Annotated in this window: 18 protein-coding genes; 8 read left to right on the top strand and 10 right to left on the bottom strand. The window is 71.5% G+C overall.

From position 1 onward, the window contains the following. From ACP4IX_RS20170 to ACP4IX_RS20190, 5 genes are all read left to right on the top strand, one after another. Nucleotides 1-231, top strand: a 231-nt coding sequence (locus ACP4IX_RS20170) for an ADP-ribosylglycohydrolase family protein (RefSeq protein WP_426556267.1), incomplete at its 5' end; no start/stop codon positions are given. Beyond that, nucleotides 228-932 carry a toxin glutamine deamidase domain-containing protein gene (locus tag ACP4IX_RS20175; RefSeq protein ID WP_426556268.1) on the top strand — a complete coding sequence of 235 codons (705 nt, stop codon included), beginning with the start codon at nt 228-230 and terminating at the stop codon, nt 930-932. The genes ACP4IX_RS20170 and ACP4IX_RS20175, both read left to right, overlap by 4 nt. Before the next feature lie 13 nt (nt 933-945). After that, nucleotides 946-1251: a YrhB domain-containing protein gene (locus ACP4IX_RS20180; protein WP_426556269.1), complete on the top strand. Its 306-nt coding sequence runs from the start codon at nt 946-948 to the stop codon at nt 1249-1251. 200 nt (nt 1252-1451) lie between these two features. Further along, a complete protein-coding gene (locus tag ACP4IX_RS20185; protein ID WP_426556270.1) occupies nt 1452-2399 on the top strand; it encodes a LysR family transcriptional regulator in 948 nt (315 codons plus the stop codon). Between the two features lie 183 nt (nt 2400-2582). After that, nucleotides 2583-3950, top strand: a complete 1368-nt coding sequence (locus ACP4IX_RS20190) for an alpha-lytic protease prodomain-containing protein (protein WP_426556271.1) — start codon at nt 2583-2585, stop codon at nt 3948-3950. Nucleotides 3951-4086: 136 nt separating this feature from the next. Here ACP4IX_RS20190 and ACP4IX_RS20195 read toward each other — a convergent pair whose 3' ends face one another. The 3 genes from ACP4IX_RS20195 to ACP4IX_RS20205 form a co-directional block, all read right to left on the bottom strand. After that, complete coding sequence (locus ACP4IX_RS20195; RefSeq protein ID WP_426556272.1) at nt 4087-5307, bottom strand: hypothetical protein; 1221 nt, start codon at nt 5305-5307, stop codon at nt 4087-4089. A gap of 165 nt (nt 5308-5472) precedes the next feature. After that, nucleotides 5473-6138 carry a response regulator gene (locus tag ACP4IX_RS20200; protein ID WP_426524575.1) on the bottom strand — a complete coding sequence of 222 codons (666 nt, stop codon included), beginning with the start codon at nt 6136-6138 and terminating at the stop codon, nt 5473-5475. Next, nucleotides 6105-7406: a sensor histidine kinase gene (locus tag ACP4IX_RS20205; protein ID WP_426556273.1), complete on the bottom strand. Its 1302-nt coding sequence runs from the start codon at nt 7404-7406 to the stop codon at nt 6105-6107. The genes ACP4IX_RS20200 and ACP4IX_RS20205 overlap by 34 nt, the downstream gene beginning before the upstream one ends. Nucleotides 7407-7583: 177 nt before the next feature. Between ACP4IX_RS20205 and ACP4IX_RS20210 the strand changes: the two genes are divergently transcribed. Together ACP4IX_RS20210 and ACP4IX_RS20215 are read left to right on the top strand one after the other, a co-directional pair. Then, on the top strand, nt 7584-8321 hold the full coding sequence (locus tag ACP4IX_RS20210; protein WP_426556274.1) for an ABC transporter ATP-binding protein: 738 nt from the start codon (nt 7584-7586) through the stop codon (nt 8319-8321). Beyond that, the gene (locus ACP4IX_RS20215; protein WP_426556275.1) at nt 8315-10783 is read left to right on the top strand and encodes an FtsX-like permease family protein; all 2469 of its coding nucleotides are present in this window, start codon (nt 8315-8317) and stop codon (nt 10781-10783) included. Before ACP4IX_RS20210 ends, ACP4IX_RS20215 begins: the two co-directional genes overlap by 7 nt. A gap of 53 nt (nt 10784-10836) precedes the next feature. Here the strand turns inward: ACP4IX_RS20215 and ACP4IX_RS20220 are convergent, their stop codons facing one another. From ACP4IX_RS20220 to ACP4IX_RS20250, 7 genes are all read right to left on the bottom strand, one after another. Continuing rightward, nucleotides 10837-11100 carry a hypothetical protein gene (locus ACP4IX_RS20220; RefSeq protein ID WP_426524567.1) on the bottom strand — a complete coding sequence of 88 codons (264 nt, stop codon included), beginning with the start codon at nt 11098-11100 and terminating at the stop codon, nt 10837-10839. A 5-nt stretch (nt 11101-11105) separates the two neighbouring features. Continuing rightward, entirely contained in the window at nt 11106-11993 is an 888-nt protein-coding gene (locus ACP4IX_RS20225) for a hypothetical protein (RefSeq protein ID WP_426524565.1), read from the bottom strand. Nucleotides 11994-12189: 196 nt separating this feature from the next. Beyond that, nucleotides 12190-13383, bottom strand: coding sequence for an elongation factor Tu (gene tuf, locus ACP4IX_RS20230; protein WP_055418382.1), 1194 nt, complete (start codon nt 13381-13383; stop codon nt 12190-12192). A 173-nt stretch (nt 13384-13556) separates the two neighbouring features. Continuing rightward, complete coding sequence (fusA, locus tag ACP4IX_RS20235; protein ID WP_426524562.1) at nt 13557-15683, bottom strand: elongation factor G; 2127 nt, start codon at nt 15681-15683, stop codon at nt 13557-13559. A gap of 39 nt (nt 15684-15722) precedes the next feature. Beyond that, nucleotides 15723-16193 (bottom strand): 30S ribosomal protein S7, encoded by a 471-nt coding sequence (gene rpsG, locus ACP4IX_RS20240; RefSeq protein ID WP_003974303.1) that lies wholly within the window; start codon nt 16191-16193, stop codon nt 15723-15725. A 2-nt stretch (nt 16194-16195) separates the two neighbouring features. Further along, nucleotides 16196-16567 carry a 30S ribosomal protein S12 gene (rpsL, locus tag ACP4IX_RS20245; RefSeq protein WP_003948652.1) on the bottom strand — a complete coding sequence of 124 codons (372 nt, stop codon included), beginning with the start codon at nt 16565-16567 and terminating at the stop codon, nt 16196-16198. A gap of 288 nt (nt 16568-16855) precedes the next feature. Continuing rightward, the gene (locus ACP4IX_RS20250) at nt 16856-17893 is read right to left on the bottom strand and encodes a glycosyltransferase family 2 protein (protein WP_426556276.1); all 1038 of its coding nucleotides are present in this window, start codon (nt 17891-17893) and stop codon (nt 16856-16858) included. Between the two features lie 101 nt (nt 17894-17994). Here ACP4IX_RS20250 and ACP4IX_RS20255 point away from each other — a divergent pair, with 101 nt between their 5' ends. Next, nucleotides 17995-19287, top strand: a complete 1293-nt coding sequence (locus ACP4IX_RS20255; RefSeq protein WP_426524587.1) for a hypothetical protein — start codon at nt 17995-17997, stop codon at nt 19285-19287. The last annotated feature ends 38 nt before the right edge of the window (nt 19288-19325 follow it).

Here is a 19325-nt window from a genome sequence, read left to right on the forward strand (position 1 = left end):
CCCGTGGCGGTCGTCCAGCGAGCGGCGTTCTCCTCCGGCGACTCCGACTCCGTCGCCGCGCTGGCCGGGGCGTTCGCCGGGGCGTCGGTCGGCGGCTCCGCCTGGCCGGCCGACTGGCTACGCGCGCTTGAGTACCAGGCTCAGGTGCGTCCTCTCGTCGTCCCGTGGAACTCGGGAAACCCGAAGAGCTACCGGGGTACGCCGCCACCGCCGCCGGGCCGCCGCGCGTGAGCCGACCCGTGCGGCTGGCCGAGGAGTGGCTGCGGCAGACCTACAACGGCCTGGTGGAACTGGCCGTCCCTGATGTCGTGCACGAGGCCCCCACTGCCTGGTTGCTCAGCTGCCGGACCGTGGCACAGCCGGGTTTCCCGCGTACGCCGATGCTCGCGGCGTCGGTCGTCGTACCGAAGTACAGCGGCCTGCCGTACCACCCGTCCCCCAGCGCTCCCCTCGCCGATCTGGAGCACGCCCCCAATCGGGAGCAGGTCAACCGAGTGGTGTCCCAGCCGCAGCGGCTCAATGTCCGCGGCCGGGTCGTCGCACTGCACCATCGCATCGACCGGATCGCCGTGACCGCGTTGCCGTGGGCGCCCGGCCACGAGGCTCCGGGATGGTGGGGCAGGCTGGCCAAGCGCTATTTCCCGGGGTTTCGGGAGACGGTGGTCGGCGGCTGGGACGACGTCATACGCACCATCGCCGACGCGGGGCCGGATGCCCGAGGCCTGGTCTGGGTCAGGCGCGAGGCGGGCGGTCAGGAGATCACAGGACATCTCGTCTACGTCCACAACAACAACGGCCAAGTCGTCTTTCTCGATGAGATGACCGCCTCTTTGGCGAAGTTGGAGACCGAGAACGTCCGCGAGCTCCGCCTGTTGCACCAGCCGCCGCAGCGCCTCACCAGAACGTCGTATATCAGAACACCCCGTACATGATGGAGCCGGACAAGTGGTTACCAAGGACGAGGCAGTTGCTACTGCCGCTCATTACGTGAAGACCTCCGCCTATGCAGAGCGAGCCGATTCCGTCGTCATGCTTCCGGACACGGCGGTCGAATACACGTATGGCTGGACTGTGCTCTTCGACTTCAAGGAGCACATCGAGACCGGCGACTTCACGAAGAAGCCGTTCAGCCCGGTCGTTGTCGTCCCCCACGACGGTACGGCCGCCCACATGGCGCCGACCTTCCCCGCGACCGCGCAGTACATGGAGATGCGCGCGTCCGGCGATTGGCCTCCGGCCAGAGGGCACTGACGGACCGGGCCTGACGGCCCGGGGAATCACGTGATCGAGGCCTCGGCCGTCCTGCCGTTTTCTCCGACGCGGCATGCGGCGAGGGCGAGGACCGGCGGAGCCACCACATGCCGGACGTGGTTCATGTTCACGACACAACTTGTGCCACAGGTCCGGACCAACCTCTTGCCCCCGCCCCTCCCCCGTCGCAAGCTCCCCTCATGGAGCTGGAGTTGCGGCATCTCAAGACGGTCCGGGCCATCGCCGACGCCGGCAGCCTCACCAGGGCGGCGACGGCCCTCGGCCTCGCACAGCCCGCGCTGAGCGCACAGCTCAAGCGGATCGAGCGCGCTCTGGGCGGCGCACTGTTCGTGCGGGGCAGACACGGGGTGCGGGCCACCGCGCTGGGCGAACTGGTGCTGGAGCGCAGCCGGATCGTGCTGCCCGCGGTGACCGAGCTGCAGCAGGAGGCGGCCCGGTTCGCGCGGGCGCCGCGCACGGCGGAACGCCTGCGGCTGGGCGGCACCCACGGGCCCCTGCTGGGGGCCCTGGTCGACCGGCTGGCGGACGTCGCGCCACAGGCCCGGATGACGACCTGCACGTCCTGGTCGGAGAGGGAGCTGGCCGGGCAACTGGCGGAGGGGCGCCTGGACTTCGCGCTCGCCGGGACCTGCGGGTCCGCGTCCCCGCCCGGCGCCGAGGGACTGGTCTGGCGGGAGGTCGCCGTCGACCCGGTGTTCGTGATGATGCCCGACGCCCACCCGCTCGCCCACCGGACGGAGGTGGACCTGACCGAGCTGGCGGACGAGGAATGGGCCTGCGTACCCGGTGACGGCTGCTTCGGCGACTGCTTCACCGCGTCCTGCGCCCGCGCCGGGTTCACCCCGCGCCGCATGTACGAGACGGACACCGCGTCCCTGGTCCACCTGGTGCAGGTGGGGCGGGCGGTCGGGCTGTGCCGGGCGACCTTCCCGACCACGCCCGGCATCGTCACCCGGCCGCTCTCCGGCACCCCGCTGGCCTGGCGGCACCTGCTCGGCTGGCACGCGGTGACGCAACGGCAGGACACCGCGGCGACCGTGCTCGCGCAGGCCCGTATGGCGCACGCGGGGGTCGCGGCGAGCAGTGACAGCTACACGGAGTGGATGGCCGCGAACCGGGTCTCCTGACCCCCTCCTGGCCCCCGTACGCCTTCCATAACACCAGGGAGGGGGCCGACCGACGTCTTACGGCCGCCGGTCGGCCCTCCCTACGGTTTCGGCACCTCCCCACCGGGACCCACCGGGCCCACCCGGACCACCGGGGCCCACCCGGGCCCGTCGGGGCCCCGCCGAGACCGAGGAGAAGCCCCCATGCCCCACCGACACCGACACACCAGAGCCGTGGGTGCCGCCGTCGCCGCGACGGCCGCCCTGCTCGTGGCCGGGCTCAGCGGCTCCGCGAGCGCCGGGACGGCACCGGCCGGCTCCGCACCCACCGCGGCCGAGACCCTCCGCACCGACGCCGCGCCGCCCGCCCTCCTCACCGCCCTGCAGCGCGACCTCGGCCTCGACCGGCAGCAGGCCGAGCGCCGCCTCGCCAACGAGGCTGAGGCGGGCGCCATCGCGGGCCGGCTCCGCGCCGCGCTCGGCGGCGACTTCGCGGGCGCGTGGCTGGGGGGCGCCGAGTCCGGCACGCTGACCGTGGCGACGACCGACGCGGACGACGTCGCGACGATCGAGGCGGCGGGCGCCGTGGCCACCGTCGTACGCCGCTCGCTCGCCGACCTGGACGCGGCCAAGTCCCGGCTGGACCGGGCCGCCGCCGGCCGGGACACCACCGACGCGCCCGTCCGGTACGTCGACGTGCGGACGAACACGGTCACCGTGCAGGCCGTACGGCCTGCCGCGGCCCGCGCCCTGCTCGACGCGGCCGGTGTCGACGCCGGACTCGCCCGGGTGGAGAAGTCGTCCGAGAAGCCCCGCCCGCTGTACGACCTGCGGGGCGGCGAGGCCTACTACATCAACAACAGCGGTCGCTGCTCGATCGGCTTCCCCGTCACCAAGGGCACCCAGCAGGGCTACGCCACCGCCGGCCACTGCGGGCGGACCGGGGCGAGCACCAGCGGCGCCAACCGGGTCGCCCAGGGCACCTTCCAGGGCTCGGTCTTCCCCGGCCGCGACATGGCCTGGGTGGCCACCAACTCCAACTGGACGGCGACCCCGTACGTCAGCGGCGCCGGCGGCCAGAACGTCCAGGTCACCGGGTCCACGCAGGCCCCGGTCGGCGCCTCCGTGTGCCGCTCCGGCTCCACCACCGGCTGGCACTGCGGCACCATCCAGCAGCACAACACCAGCGTCACCTACCCCGAGGGCACCATCAGCGGCGTCACCCGCACCACGGTGTGCGCCGAGCCCGGCGACTCGGGCGGCTCGTACATCTCCGGCAGCCAGGCGCAGGGCGTCACCTCGGGCGGCTCGGGCGACTGCCGCTCCGGCGGGACGACGTTCTTCCAGCCGATCAACCCGCTGCTGCAGAACTACGGCCTCACCCTGAAGACGACCGGTGACGACGGCGGCCCCGAGGAGCCTCCGCCCGGCGGCACCTGGGCGGCCGGCACCGTCTACCAGCCGGGCGCCACGGTGACGTACGGCGGCGCCACCTACCGCTGCCTCCAGGGCCACCAGGCCCAGCAGGGCTGGGAGCCGCCGAACGTCCCGGCACTGTGGCAGCGCGTGTGAGTCACGGAGTGACGGACTGACCCACGGGGGACGACGGGGGCGGGCCCGGGTGCGCTGAGGGAGAGCACCCGGGCCCGGTCGCGTCGTCACGTCGTCGCCGCGTCGGTCCCCGTCCGGGACCGACGGTCCCCGGCCCTCATGTGCGGGTCACCCGTCCGCAGCCTTCCGAGTCGGCCCCCGTGAGGGGCTGACTGCGGTCGTAGGGGTCCACCGTGGGCCCGGTGGGCCGCTCGCCGCTGGGGCCGTCGGCGGCGAAAGCGGGGTGCAGGTAGCCGTCGTCGATGTCGCAGTCGGTGTTGTTGTGCTCCGAGAAGTACTTCTCCAGCAGGAGCTTTCCCTCGGTCACGTCCCATCTGGCCGGGTCGTTCAGCGTCAGGGTGAGCACGCGGCGGACGATCGTGCGCGACACCTCTCCGTCGTCCCCGTCCGCCCGCACGAGCGGATAGACGAAGGTGTAGTCCGCGTTCACCTTCACCACGCCCGGCTCCCCGGCGGCCAGGGCCATGTGGCCGCGGACCTTGACCACGTCGCCGGCCGGGCGCACCTCGTCCGGGTCGAAGCGGGTGAAGAGCCGGAGCGGGTCGTGCTCCTCGTCCGGTGCCCGCAGTGACCGGCGCAGCTCCGGCAGGAGCTCCGGTTGCTTCGGGTCGAGGACGGCCAGCGCCTCGTCCGGCTGCTCGCCGCGCAGCACTCCGGGGTCGAGGTTGGCGGCGACCAGGAGATCCTTGGTGCGGCGCAGCGCGAACGCCACGTCCTTCTCGCTCATGCCGGAGAGCGCCTTCGCCGCCGGTACCTCGATGGCGTCGGCGCCCTCGGCCCACCGTTCGGCCGGCGAGCCGCGGAAGGGGTGCTCGCGGGTTGCCCGTCCCGACCGGGCGGGGTCCCCGGGGGCGCCGGTCGGCAGCGCGTTCTCGGCCGCCAACGGCTGTTCGGCGCCGCCGCCTCCGCCGGGCAGCCGGTCCAGGAGCAGCGAGGGCCGTACGGCGACGACCGCGAGGGCCGCCAGCACCAGCACGCCGACGACCGCACCCCAGCGGCGTCGGCGGGAGCCGCCGCCCTTGCTCTCCTGCCCTGCCGGGCCCGTACGCCATCCCGGTGGGGCCGGCGGCCCCTGTTCCTTCCGCTTGCGGCCCGGTACTCGGCCGCCCCGGCCCCCGCCCGGGGCGGCGCGCCGCGCCGCCTCGTCCTCCTCCCGCAACCGCCGAGCCACCATCCGCGCCCGTGCGGACGGTTCCTTGGGCGCGGAGGGGGCGTGACCGCCCTCGGCGGCTTCCCGCAGGAACGACTCCAGTTGCTCGTCGGACAGGGAGGGGGCCGGGTCGTCGTCGGAACGGTCGGGAGGCGGAACAGTACTCACGGACTCACTTTCCGGGCAGCGGAACGGGACGGGGACTTTTCCGCGATCAATGGTGGCGTCGTGTGAAGGAAAAGTGGGGTGTCATGAGGGATTCGTGACCGAATTCTCCGTGCTCCGACGCCCCGTGGGCGTCAAGGCCCCGAAGTCCCGCGTCCTCTGCGGGGATCAGGCCCGCAGAAACGCCAGCACCGCCAGTACCCTGCGGTGCGTCTCGGTGGCCGGGGGCAGGTCGAGCTTGGTGAGGATGCTGCCGATGTGCTTGCCCACGGCGGCCTCCGAGACGACCAGTTCGCGGGCGATGGCGCCGTTGGACCTGCCCTCGGCGATCAGGGCCAGCACCTCCCGCTCGCGCGGGCTGAGCCGCTCCAGCGGGTCCCGGCGGCGCCGCAGCAACTGGCGTACGACTTCCGGGTCGACGACCGTGCCGCCGTCCGCGACCTCGGCCAGCGCGTCGACGAACTCCTCGACCTGGCCGACGCGGTCCTTCAGCAGGTAGCCGACACCCGTGCCGTCGCCGGAGTCCAGCAGTTCGGCGGCGTAGGTCCGCTGCACGTACTGGCTGAGGACGAGGACGGGCAGGCCGGGGCGCCGCTCCCGCAGCCGCACCGCGGCGTGCAGGCCCTCGTCCTGGAAGCCGGGCGGCATGCGGACGTCCGTGACGACGATGTCCGGGGTGTGCTCCTCCGTCGCCGCGACCAGCGCCTCGGCGTCCCCCACGGCCGCCACGACCTCGTGGCCGCAGCGGCCGAGCAGGCCGACCAGCCCGTCCCGCAGCAGCACGCTGTCCTCGGCCAGTACTACGCGAAGCGTTCGGTCCGGTGCTCGGTCCACTCGCAAGGAATCTCCACGCGCAACAGGGTCGGTCCGCCCGGCGGACTGGACAGGGAGAGTCTGCCATCCAGTACGGACACCCGGTCGGCGAGCCCGGTCAGTCCGCTGCCCGCCCCGGCGTCGGCGCCGCCCCGGCCGTCGTCGCGGACGTCGAGGAACAGCCGTCCGTCGCGGTGTCCGCCGGTCACCTCCACGCGGTCCGCGCCACTGTGCCTGGCGGCGTTGGCGAGGGCTTCGCAGACCACGAAGTAGGCGGCGGCCTCGACTGCCTGGGGCAGCCGGCCCGGCAGCTCCAGGCGCACGTCCACGGGGACGGCGGACCGGTCGGCCGCGTCGTCCACGGCGGCCTGGAGACCGTGGTCGGCGAGCACCTTGGGGTGGATGCCGTGGATCAGTTCACGCAGTTCCTCCAGCGCCTTCCCCGCCTCCCCGTGGGCCTTCGCCAGCTGGTCGGCGAGCGGGCCGGGCGGCGCGTCCAGGCGGGCCAGGCCGAGGGCCATCGTCAGGGCGACCAGGCGCTGCTGGGCGCCGTCGTGCAGGTCGCGTTCGATACGGCGCCGCTCGGTTTCGAAGGCGTCCACCAAACGCACGCGTGAGCGCGTGAGTTCGACGACCCGGTCGCCCAGGTCGCCCTCGCGCGGGGCCACCAGGACACGGGTGAACTCGGCCCGCGCACCCGCCGCGAGACCCAGCGCGTAGGCGCCCAGGGCGAGCAGCAGCAGCCCGAGCACCGCCACGCCGAACGCGGCCGGCCAGGTGGTGACCGTCCACTGCTTGAGCACCTTCGCCTCCTCGCCGTCCCCGACGGTGGCCATCAGCAGCGGAGTGGCTGCCGTGGCGAGCGGCACCGCCAGCGCGGCGCAGACGACCAGCGCGTCCAGCGGCCAGAGCAGGAAGGCGAACAGCAGGGCGTAGCCGAGTTCCTGCCAGGTCGACCGCTCCCGCAGCCGGGTGGTCAGCCAGGCCCACAGGCCCGCGGCGTCGGGCGGCCGGTGCCGGCCGGGTACGGGATCGCGGTCGACCAGGCGCAGCCGGTGCCGTTCCAGATGGGCGACGGGGATGCCCGCGAGCGCGGTGAGGACGAGCAGCGGCAGCCCCACCACGACGACGGCGAGGAGGCCGCCGGCGGCCACCGCGGCCACGACTCCCACCAGGGTGACGGCACCGGCCACCGCCCCGGTCGTCAGGTAGGCGACCGCGCGCCACGGCCAGGCCGACAGCAGGAAACCGGGGCCGGGCATGGCCTGCCACACAGTGCGAGGGTGCATGCGGATCACCGTAGGACTCCCGCGATCGGCCGGGCCATCGGTCCAGCGGGCCTCGCGGGGGTATGGCCTGCCCTACCCCGGTTCTCGCCTCTGCCGCACTGCGCCGGGGTGGTCACAGGCGGTTCCGTGGAGTCACCAGCCCGGAAGCCGACGTAGTGGGGACAGATGAACGGTCAGATGAACGACGGAGCGGTCCAGTTGCGTTCCGTCAGCAGGCGGTACGGGGCGGGCGACAGCGCCGTGACGGCCCTCGACGAGGTCTCCCTCACCTTTCCCCGGGGCACGTTCACCGCCGTCATGGGCCCCTCCGGCTCCGGCAAGTCGACGCTCCTGCAGTGCGCGGCCGGCCTGGACCGGCCCACGTCGGGCTCGGTGGCCGTCGGCGGCACCGAGCTGACCGGGCTGAGCGAGAGAAGGCTGACCCTGCTGCGCCGTGAGCGCATCGGGTTCGTGTTCCAGGCGTTCAACCTGCTGCCCTCACTGACCGCCGAGCAGAACGTGGCGCTCCCCCTCCGCCTGGCCGGCCGCCGCCCCTCCCGGACCCGGGTGCGCGCAGCACTCGCCCAGGTCGGCCTCGGCGACCGGGCCCGGCACCGGCCCGCGGAGATGTCCGGCGGCCAGCAGCAGCGCGTCGCCCTGGCCCGCGCGCTGATCACCCGCCCCGACGTGCTGTTCGGCGACGAACCGACCGGTGCGCTGGACTCGGGGACCGGCCGTGAGGTGCTGGCCCTGCTGCGCGGCATGGCCGACCACGAGGGCCAGACCGTCGTCATGGTCACGCACGACCCGGTGGCCGCCTCCTACGCCGACCGCGTGGTCTTCCTCGTCGACGGCCGCGTCAACGGCGAGCTGGCCGACGCCGGCGCCGACCGCATCGCCGCGCACCTGACCCGGCTGGAGGCCGCCCCGTGCTGAACGCCGCCCTGCGCACCCTGCGCACCCGCTGGGTCACCTTCGCCGGCAGCTTCGTCGCGCTGTCGCTGGGCGTCGCCCTCCTCGCCGTGACGGGGCTGGCCCTGGCCTCCTCGCTGTACGCGCCGGAGCGGGCGCCCGAGCGGTTCGCCGCCGCACCGGCCGTGGTGCGGGGGCAGGACACCCTGCGGGTACCGACGCCGGTCGGCGACCGCACGGAGAAGCTCGCGCAGCCGCGTGCGGTGCCCGCCGCGACGGTCGCCGAGCTGGAGCGGCTCGGCCGGGTCGTCGAGGACCGGTCCTTCGCGGTACGCGCCGAGGGCGGGCCCGCCGACCTGGTGGGCCACCCCTGGTCCACCGCCGCGTTCGCGCCGTACGCCCTCGACGCGGGGCGCGCGCCGCGCACGGACGACGAGGTCGTCGTCACCGGCGGCTGGGCCGCGCCGGGCGAACGGGTGCGGACCGACCGGGGCACCGTGCGGGTCGTGGGCACCGTGCCCGACCGCGGGTTCGAGGACGCCGTCTTCTACACCGACGCGCGCGCCGCCCGGCTCGCCCCGCTCAGCGTGCAGCTGGTGGTGGCCGGCGCGGACCCGACCGCGGTACGGGACGCGGTGCGCGGCAGCGCGGGCGTCCAGGTGCTCACCGGGGACGACCGGCGGTACGCAGACGCCGATCCCGGCCGGGACGGCGAGGCGCTGACCGCGATGAACGCCCTGTTCGGCACGGCCGGCGGCGTCACCGCGTTCGTCTCGGTGTTCGTCGTGGCGTCCACGTTCGCCTTCGCGGTCGCCCAGCGGCGGCGGGAGTTCGGGCTGCTGCGCACGGCCGGGGCGACGCCCGGGCAGATCCGCCGCACGGTGTTCACCGAGGCCCTGCTGGCCGGCGTACTCGCCTCGGCCGCGGGCTGCGTACTCGGCTCGTACGGTGCGCCGCGGCTCGCGGCGTGGGTGGTGGACGGTGAACTGGCGCCGGCCTGGTTCGCCATCGGCGACCACACCTGGCCGTACCACATGGCCTTCTGGACCGGGCTCCTCGTCGCCCTGTGCGGCGTGGCCGCGGCGTCCTGGCGGGCAGGCCGGACGGGCCCCGCCGAGGCGCTCCGCGAGGCGTCCGTGGACACCGGGGCGATGACCGCGGGCCGGTGGCTGATCGGTCTCGGACTGCTGCTGGCCGCCCTGGTGACGCTCGGCATCACCCTGACCGGCGACCCCGGTGACCTGCTGCACCGGAAGACGTACGTGAGCCGGCCGATGCTGCTGATCACCGCGACGGCGCTGCTCGCACCGGTCGTGGTGCGTCCGCTGACCCGGCTGCTGGCCTGGCTGCCGGCCCGGCTGCCGGGCGCCACGGGCACGCTGGTGCGCGAGAACGCGGCCGCCGGCGTGCGCCGCACCGCCGCCGTCGCCGCGCCGGTGCTGGTCACGGTCGCCCTCGCGGGATCCCTCCTCGGCGCCACCGCGACGCTCAACGAGGCGAAGGCCACCGAAACGCGCGAGCGGACCACCGCCGCCATCGTGGTCACCTCCCCGGACGGCGGCACCGGCTTCGACGCGCGGACCGTGGAGCGGCTGCGCGCCGTGCCGGGGACGGCAGAGGTGTCGCCCAGCTCGTCGAGCGCGGTGTACGTCCTGGAGGAGGGCGTGGCACTCATCAGGTCCGAGGCCCGCGCCGTCGGCAGCCCCCGGGCCCTGGCCGCCACCACCCGGCTGCCGCTCGCGACGGGGAAGGCGACCGACCTCGACGACCACTCGATCATCGTCAACGAGGAGTGGGAACGCCACTCCGTCGGCCGGAGCGTGCGGGTGTGGCTCGGGGACGGTACGGAGAAGACGCTGCGCATCGCCGCGGTGATGCGCACCGGCACCGGCGACAACGGCGTCTACGTCACTCCCGCCAACGCCCCCGGCGCCCCGGTCGACCGGGTGGACGTCGCCCTCACCGCCGGCGCCGACGTCGAGGCCGTGGCCGCCGGGCTGCGCGAGGCGGCGCGGTCGGCCGGCGGGCAGGTGCTCACCCAGGACGAGTGGGTCGCCGCCACCTACCCGGAGACCCACCGCCCGACCCGGCTCGGCCTCCTCCTGATCCTCGGCATCGCCCTGCTCTACACCGGCATCTCCCTGGTCAACACGATGGTGATGGCCACCTCCGACCGGGTCCGCGACCTGGCGGTACTGCGGCTGGCCGGCGCCACGGGCGGGCAGGTACTGCGGCTGGTCGGCGCCGAGTCGCTCCTGGTCGTCGCGGTCGGCGCGCTGCTCGGACTGGTCGTCGCCGGGTTCCACCTCACCGGGATGTGGGCGGCGCTCAGGCTGCTCTCGGTACACGCCACGCCCGTGGTGCCGTGGGGGACGATCGGCGCGGTCACGGCCGCCTGCGCGTTCCTCGCGGTACTCGCCTCGGTCGCCCCCGCCGCCCTGGCCCTACGGCGCCGTGCGGCGGAGCTCACGGGCATACGCGAATGACCTCGCACCGGCACATCGCCGATCGCTCCGCCCCGGCCCGCCGGCACGGCCTCTCACTCGTCGCCCCGGGCGAACACCTCGGCCGCCGACGCCACGGCGATCGCGCGGGTGAGCCAGACGTCCAGGGTGTCGGGATCGGTGCAGCCGACGATGCGCGCCCGTTCCCCCTCGGACACCACGACACCACGACGCTCCAGCAAACGCAGGACGGCCTCGGCAAGACCGGCCACCCGGCCCTCCTCCCGGCCCTCAGCTCGGCCCTCGGCCCGAAGGCTCTGCGCCGTCTGCGACTGGAAGAACGAGAGGTCGCGGCCCACGTGACTCACCCCTCGCCCGGTGTGAACACCTCGGCCGCCGACTCAGCCGTGACCGCCCGCGTGAACCAGACGTCCAGAATCTCCAGATCCGAACAGCCGACGATGCGCGCCCGTTCCTCCTCGGACACCACGACACCACGACGCTCCAGCAAACGCAGGACGGCCTCGGCAAGACCTGCTGCCCGGCCCTCGGCCCGAAGGCTCTGCGCCGTCTGCGACTGGAAGAACGAGAGGTCGGCGGCCATGATGTGCCTCCAGAGGTCTGCGGCCGGCGTCTTGCCAAGGCCTTGTTCCGTGAGCTCGATGAAGATACTTGCGGTGTTCTCGTCGTCGGCCGACAGGTCGTTCAGTGCCGTCGCCAGAGCTTTCAGTATGGCATCGGCGTCCGGATCCCGGCGGTGCAGAGCCGCGGAGAGCACCGTCAGCGGAATGTCGCGCGCGGCCTCGTCGGGACTGTCGATCACGGGCAGACTGTCCGGCCCCAGCACCAGGGGGCGCACGGTGAGCGAGGGCCACTGCGGAGGGCCGATGTCGACGTGCCGGGCCGCCCAGGACGCGGTGCGCCGGTCGGCGCAGACGACCAGCAGGACCGGCGGCAGGCCGTACTTGGCGTGCAGGTGCGACAGGTAGTACGCCCAGCTCGCGGGCTTGTCGGGGTCCGGCTTCCCTTGTGACTCCACAGCGAGGAGAAAGCTCTCGCCGCCCTCCGTGTCCATGCGCAGCAACGTGTCCAGTCGCCGGTCCACGGGGCGGTTCTCGGTGAGGTCGGTGGGAAGGGGTGCCCCGGAGAGCGGGCCGTCGAAGGTGATGCCGAGACCCCTGACGGCACGGGCGAAGAGCGCCGGATCCTCCTGGAAGATCCGGTGCAGCGCCTCATGGGATGAGCTGACCATGCGTCGAACGTAGATCGAGTAGGCCGACCAGCATCGGCATATGCCCTACGTTGCGGCGATCGAGTGATACCCGGATCAGGAGATTGACGCGAGGCCGGTCGCCGCCCCGTGCGAAAGGGCCCGTACGACCGAAGTCGTACGGGCCCTTTCAGGCATCAGCCCATGTCAGGTCGGTGGACCGACAAGCAAGCGGAGCTTACTTGTTGATCTTCGTGACCTGGCCGGCGCCCACGGTCCGGCCACCCTCACGGATGGCGAACTTCAGGCCCTCTTCCATGGCGACGGGCTGGATGAGCTCCACCTTCATCTCGGTGTTGTCACCCGGCATGACCATCTCGGTGCCCTCGGGGAGGGTCACGACGCCGGTCACGTCCGTCGTACGGAAGTAGAACTGCGGACGGTAGTTGTTGAAGAAGGGGGTGTGACGGCCACCCTCGTCCTTCGACAGGATGTAGGCCTGGGCCTCGAACTCGGTGTGCGGCGTGACCGAACCGGGCTTGATGATGACCTGGCCGCGCTCGACGTCCTCGCGCTTGATGCCACGGAGGAGCAGACCGACGTTCTCACCGGCCTGGCCCTCGTCGAGGAGCTTGCGGAACATCTCGATGCCGGTGACCGTGGTGGTGGTCTTCTCGGTCTTGATGCCGATGATGTCGACGGTCTCGTTGACCTTGAGGACACCGCGCTCGATGCGGCCGGTGACGACGGTGCCACGACCGGTGATCGTGAAGACGTCCTCGATCGGCATCAGGAACGGCTTGTCGACGTCGCGCTCGGGCTCCGGGATGGACTCGTCCACAGCCTTCATGAGCTCGAGGACCGAGTTGCCCCACTCCTTGTCGCCCTCGAGGGCCTTCAGAGCGGAGACCTTGACGACCGGCAGGTCGTCGCCCGGGAACTCGTACTCGGAGAGGAGCTCACGCACCTCGAGCTCGACGAGCTCCAGGATCTCCTCGTCGTCCACCATGTCGGCCTTGTTCAGGGCGACGACGATGTACGGAACGCCGACCTGGCGGGCCAGGAGCACGTGCTCCTTGGTCTGCGGCATCGGGCCGTCGGTGGCGGCGACCACGAGGATGGCGCCGTCCATCTGCGCGGCACCCGTGATCATGTTCTTGATGTAGTCCGCGTGACCGGGGCAGTCGACGTGGGCGTAGTGACGCGTCTCGGTCTGGTACTCGACGTGCGCGATGGAGATGGTGATACCGCGCTGACGCTCCTCGGGCGCCTTGTCGATCTGGTCGAAGGCCGAGGCCTCGTTCAGCTCGGGGTACGCGTCGTGCAGCACCTTGGTAATGGCGGCCGTGAGGGTCGTCTTACCGTGGTCGATGTGACCGATGGTGCCGATGTTGACGTGCGGCTTAGTCCGCTCGAACTTCGCCTTCGCCACTGGGGTCCTCCTGTGGAGTGGTTCTGTACGCCTTACTCATCGGCGCCAGGTGATCTTTGCTGGAAAGCCCGGGTGCCGGGGGCATTCCACCGGGTTCACGGCGGAATGCCCCATGCAGGCTCCGGGGTCAAGCCTAAAGCGTGAGAACGGGGTCCGTTAAACGGAGTAGTCCGTTACTCGCCCTTGGCCTTCGCGATGATCTCCTCGGCGACGTTCCGGGGAACCTCGGCGTAGGAGTCGAACTGCATCGAGTAGCTTGCGCGACCCGACGTCTTGCTGCGGAGGTCTCCGACGTAGCCGAACATCTCCGAGAGGGGCACGAGGCCCTTCACGACGCGGGCACCCATCCGCTCCTCCATGGCCTGGATCTGGCCACGACGGGAGTTGATGTCACCGATGACCTCGCCCATGTAGTCCTCGGGCGTGGTGACCTCGACGGACATCATCGGCTCCATGAGGACCGGCGAAGCCTTGCGCGCGGCCTCCTTGAAGGCCTGCGAACCGGCGATCTTGAAGGCGAGCTCGGAGGAGTCGACCTCGTGGTAGCCGCCGTCGATGAGCGTGACGCGGACGCCCGTCATCTCGTAGCCGGCCAGGATGCCGAACTGCATGGCCTCCTGGGCACCGGCGTCCACCGAAGGGATGTACTCCTTCGGGATACGGCCACCGGTCACCTTGTTCACGAACTCGTACGAGCTGTCGCCGCCCTCGATCGGCTCGATCGCGATCTGCACCTTGGCGAACTGACCGGTACCACCGGTCTGCTTCTTGTGGGTGTAGTCCACGCGCTCGACGGCCTTGCGGATCGTCTCACGGTACGCGACCTGGGGCTTGCCGACGTTGGCCTCGACCCGGAACTCACGGCGCATGCGGTCGACCAGCACCTCGAGGTGCAGCTCGCCCATACCGCCGATGATGGTCTGGCCGGTCTCCTCGTCGGAGTGGACCTGGAAGGACGGGTCCTCCTCGGCCAGCCGCTGGATCGCGACGCCGAGCTTCTCCTGGTCGCCCTTCGACTTGGGCTCGATGGCGACCTCGATGACCGGCGCCGGGAAGTCCATGGACTCCAGGATGACCGGGCTCTTGTCGTCGGACAGCGTCTCACCGGTGGTGGTCTGCTTCAGGCCCATGACGGCGACGATGTCGCCGGCGCCCACCGACTCGATCTCCTCACGCTTGTTGGCGTGCATGCGGTAGATCTTGCCGATGCGCTCCTTCTTGCCCTTGACGGAGTTCAGCACCGCGGTGCCGGACTCCAGGCGGCCCGAGTAGACCCGGACGAAGGTGAGCTTGCCGAGGTGCGGGTCGCTCATGATCTTGAACGCGAGCGCGGCGAGCGGCTCGTCCTCGGACGGCTTGCGCTTGACGACGACCTCGGGGTCCTTGACGTCGTGGCCCTCGATGGCCTCGACGTCGAGCGGGGTCGGCAGGTAGCGCACGACCGCGTCGAGCAGGGGCTGGACGCCCTTGTTCTTGAACGCGGTGCCGCAGAACACCGGGGTGACCGTGGTGTCCTCGGACTTGCCGGAGGCGATGGTGACACGACGGATCGCGGCGTACAGCTGCTCCACGGTGGGCTCCTGGCCCTCCAGGAACAGCTCCATGATCTCTTCGTCGTTCTCCGCGACGGCCTCGACCAGCTTGCCGCGCCACTCCTCGGCGGCCTCGGTGTGCGTGGCCGGGATGTCCACGGTCTCGTACATCTCGCCCTTGGCCGCGTCGGCGGACCACACGAGCGCCTTCATGCGGACCAGGTCCACGACGCCCTTGAAGTCGGCCTCGGCGCCGATCGGGAGCTGCATGACGAGCGGCTGGGCGCCCAGGCGGTTCGAGATCATCTCCACGCAGCGGTGGAACTCGGCGCCGGTACGGTCCAGCTTGTTGACGAAGCAGATGCGCGGCACGCCGTAACGGTCGGCCTGACGCCACACCGTCTCGGACTGCGGCTCGACACCGGCGACACCGTCGAACACGGTCACGGCACCGTCGAGCACACGCAGGGAACGCTCCACCTCGACGGTGAAGTCGACGTGCCCCGGGGTGTCGATGATGTTGATCGTGTAGTCGTTGTCCTCGAGCGGCCAGTGGCAGGTGGTCGCAGCAGACGTGATCGTGATGCCACGCTCCTGCTCCTGCTCCATCCAGTCCATCGTGGCGGCGCCGTCGTGGACCTCACCGATCTTGTACGACACGCCCGTGTAGAACAGGATGCGCTCGGTGGTGGTCGTCTTGCCCGCGTCGATGTGGGCCATGATCCCGATGTTGCGGACCTTGGCCAGGTCAAGTGAAGTGGTAGCCATAAGGCTTCAGTCTTCTCTCGGTCTCGATGTGGGTAGCGACTACCAGCGGTAGTGCGCGAAGGCCTTGTTGGACTCGGCCATCTTGTGCGTGTCCTCGCGCTTCTTCACAGCGGCACCGAGGCCGTTGGAGGCGTCGAGGAGCTCGTTGAGCAGACGCTCGGTCATGGTCTTCTCGCGACGGGCGCGGGAGTAACCGACCAGCCAGCGCAGCGCGAGGGTGTTGGCGCGACCGGGCTTGACCTCGATCGGCACCTGGTACGTCGCACCACCGACACGGCGGGACTTGACCTCGAGGGTCGGCTTGATGTTCTCGAGAGCGCGCTTCAGCGTGATGACCGGGTCGTTGCCGGTCTTCTCGCGCAGGCCCTCCATGGCGCCGTAGACGATGCGCTCGGCGGTGGAGCGCTTGCCGTTCAGCAGCACCTTGTTGATCAGGGAGGTCACCAGAGGAGAACCGTAGACCGGGTCGATGATGACCGGGCGCTTCGGGGCGGGGCCCTTACGAGGCATTCTTACTTCTCCTTCTTGGCGCCGTAGCGGCTGCGGGCCTGCTTGCGGTTCTTCACACCCTGGGTGTCAAGCGAACCGCGGATGATCTTGTAGCGAACACCCGGCAGGTCCTTCACACGGCCGCCGCGCACGAGCACGATGGAGTGCTCCTGCAGGTTGTGCCCCTCACCCGGAATGTAAGCGGTGACCTCGATCCCGCTGGTCAGACGCACACGCGCGACCTTACGCAGGGCCGAGTTCGGCTTCTTCGGGGTGGTCGTGAACACACGCGTGCAGACGCCGCGACGCTGGGGCGAACCCTCGAGTGCGGGCGTCTTGTTCTTCTCGACCTTGTCCTGCCGGCCCTTCCGGACCAGCTGCTGGATCGTAGGCACTACTTCTCCGGTTTCTGTGTGCCGAATGGTGAAGCTAACCTGGAACGCCGCCGACCCACGCGGTCGGGCGTGTCGAAGCCGCGGACTTTCGCCGCAAGGCGAAAGGGGCGCGGATCACGGTGGCCGGTCTTGACCCTCACAGCGGTTGAAGGCACGCACGAGGGCCAGGGCACACCCCAGGCACAAGGTCTGAGCGTACCTATCGCATTCGCTGCGGTCAAAACAAATGCGCGGGACCGGCACCGACACCCGATTCACCCCACTGTGCCCCGATCGGCGCAGGGCGCCTCAGGACCGCGGCACGGGGACGCGCGGCTCCCGCACCTCGCCGGGACCGGCGGTGGCCCGCCCGTCGGCGGACGGAGCCGGGGCGGCCGTGTCGTCGCGGACGAAGTACGTCGGGCGGTTCTGCACGGCCGTGTATATGCGGCCGACGTACTCGCCGAGCAGCCCGACGCAGATCAGCTGCACGGCGCCGATGAAGACGATGCCGGTGAAGAGCGACGTCCAGCCGGGCACCGTGCGGCCCAGGGCGAAGGCGACCAGCGTGTAGACCAGCAGCCCCAGGCACACGACGAAGGCGCCGGCGCCCAGCCAGGTGGCCAGCCGCAGCGGGGCCGCGGAGAACCCGGTGACGCTGTCGACCGCGAGCCGGATCATCCGGCCCAGCGGATACTTGGTACGGCCCGCGGTGCGCGGAGCACGCTCGTACGTCACCCGACCGCTCGGGAAGCCCAGCCAGGGCACGAGGAGCCGGTAGACCCGCTGCTGGTCCGGCAGCGCCTTCAGCGCGTCCACGGCGGCCCGGCTGAGCAGCCGGAAGTCGCCCGCCTGCGCGAGGACCGAAGGGCCCGCCAGGCGCCGCATCAGCCGGTAGTACAGGCCCGCCGACCACCGCTTGAACCCGGAGTCGCTGCTGCGGTCGACACGGACGCCGTACACGATGTCGAGCCCCTCCGCGCGGGCCAGCGCCAGCATGTCGGGGATCTTCTCCGGCGGGTCCTGGAGGTCGGCGTCCAGGCTCACCACGTACGCGCCGCACGCCCGGTCCAGGCCGGCGGTGAGGGCCGCCTGGTGCCCGGAATTGCGCCGCAGCGCGACCACCCGCAGTTCCGGCCAGCCCAGCCGGAAGGCGGCCAGCAACTCCGCCGTACGGTCACCGCTGCCGTCGTCCACCGCGACGACCTCGTGGGCGACGCCCAGCTCCGCCAGGACCGGCCGCAGCCTGCTGACCAGCGCGGGCAGGACCTCTTCCTCGTTGTACATCGGAATGACGACCGACAGCACGACCGCTTCGTGCACTTCTCCGTCCCGTCCCTCGGGCACCGCGCCTCCCCTCCCCCGAACATCGAGCACAGATGTGCGACTCTTGTGCGATCTTATGGCAGCAACTGACGGTTGAGGGTGGACTGAGGGGGATGACAGCCATGGACACGGCTGCCGACGAAACGGTGACCGACGAGTCGGCGGGCGCACCGGAACGGCTGTCCGGCGAACGCCGGAAACACCACGGGAGGACCTGGCCGCCGACCCTGCCGGACGGCGCGCGCCCCTATCTCGCCCCGCTCGTCCTGTACGGCGTCACGAAGCTCGTCGGCCTCGCGGTCTTCGCCTCCCTGCTGGAGTACGCCGGGGACTACAAGGGGAAGAACCCGCGCTTCGGCGGCGGCGCCCACTGGTGGGACGTCCTGGCCACCTGGGACGGCTGGTGGTACCTCCAGGTCGCCGAGCACGGCTACAGCCCCGCCCTGGTGCCGCTCGACTCGGACGGCCTGTTCACGGTCCAGCAGAACTCGGTCGCCTTCTTCCCGCTCTACCCGTCCCTGATCCGCATGGTCTCGGAGACCACGGGCCTCGGTCTGTACGGCTCCGGGATCCTGGTCTCCGTCGTCTGCTCGTTCGTCGCGGCAGCGGGCATCTTCGCCGTGATCCGCCTCGTCGCCGGTGCCCGCGCGGGCACCGTCGCCGCGGGACTGTGGGCCGTGGCCCCCGGCGCGGGCGTCGAGTGGGCGGTGTACTCCGAGTCCCTGTTCGTCGCCATCGCCGCCTGGGCCTGCTACGCCGTGATGACCAAGCGCTGGGTGGCGGCCGGCCTGCTGGCCTTCACCGCGGGCCTGAACCGCCCCACCTCCGCCGTCCTGATAGGCGCCGTGGGACTCGCCGCGCTGGTGGTCCTCGCCCGCCCCGCCACCCGACGCGAACACGGCGTACGCGGCCCGGTGTACGCCATGGCCGTCGCCCCCCTGGGCCTGCTCGGCTACATCGCCTGGGTCGGCTACAGCATCGGCGAGCCGACGGCGTACTTCACGCTCCAGCGCGAGGGCTGGGCGCACTTCTTCGACTACGGCGCCCACACCCTGGACGTGCTGCTCAACCTCGCGGTGGGCCGCGGCGACTACCCCTTCGCCTTCTACACCCCGGACCTGCTCTCCCTCCTGCTGGTCCTGGCGCTGCCCTTCCTGGTCGCCCTCATGTGGCGCGAGCGCCCCCCGCTGGTGCTCGTCGCCTACACCCTGGCAACGATCATCACCGTCCTCGGCACCCAGCAGATGTTCGGCAACACCATGCGCTACCTGCTCCCCGCCTTCCCCCTCCTCCTCGTCCCGGCCGCGGCCCTGAGCCGGCTGAAGCTCCCGGCCCTGGTGGTCTTCTTCTCCACGGCCGCACTCGCCTCCGGCTGGTACGCGCACTACGTCCTCTTCGAGCTGGGCGTGCCGTAGCCACCCCGTCGAGCACACGCCGAAGGGCGGCCACCCAC

Origin of the sequence: Streptomyces sp. WG5, from assembly GCF_049974565.1 — a bacterium.
Classification (GTDB): Bacteria; Actinomycetota; Actinomycetes; order Streptomycetales; family Streptomycetaceae; genus Streptomyces.

Bases quoted from the DNA above. Each gene is read 5' to 3' on its own strand.
- rpsG (WP_003974303.1), bottom strand. From the start codon at position 16,193: ATGCCTCGTAAGGGCCCCGCCCCGAAGCGCCCGGTCATCATCGACCCG.
- ACP4IX_RS20225 (WP_426524565.1), bottom strand. From the start codon at position 11,993: ATGGTCAGCTCATCCCATGAGGCGCTGCACCGGATCTTCCAGGAGGAT.
- ACP4IX_RS20205 (WP_426556273.1), bottom strand. From the start codon at position 7,406: ATGCACCCTCGCACTGTGTGGCAGGCCATGCCCGGCCCCGGTTTCCTG.
- ACP4IX_RS20210 (WP_426556274.1), top strand. From the start codon at position 7,584: ATGAACGACGGAGCGGTCCAGTTGCGTTCCGTCAGCAGGCGGTACGGG.
- ACP4IX_RS20185 (WP_426556270.1), top strand. From the start codon at position 1,452: ATGGAGCTGGAGTTGCGGCATCTCAAGACGGTCCGGGCCATCGCCGAC.
- ACP4IX_RS20190 (WP_426556271.1), top strand. From the start codon at position 2,583: ATGCCCCACCGACACCGACACACCAGAGCCGTGGGTGCCGCCGTCGCC.
- fusA (WP_426524562.1), bottom strand. From the start codon at position 15,683: ATGGCTACCACTTCACTTGACCTGGCCAAGGTCCGCAACATCGGGATC.
- ACP4IX_RS20255 (WP_426524587.1), top strand. From the start codon at position 17,995: ATGGACACGGCTGCCGACGAAACGGTGACCGACGAGTCGGCGGGCGCA.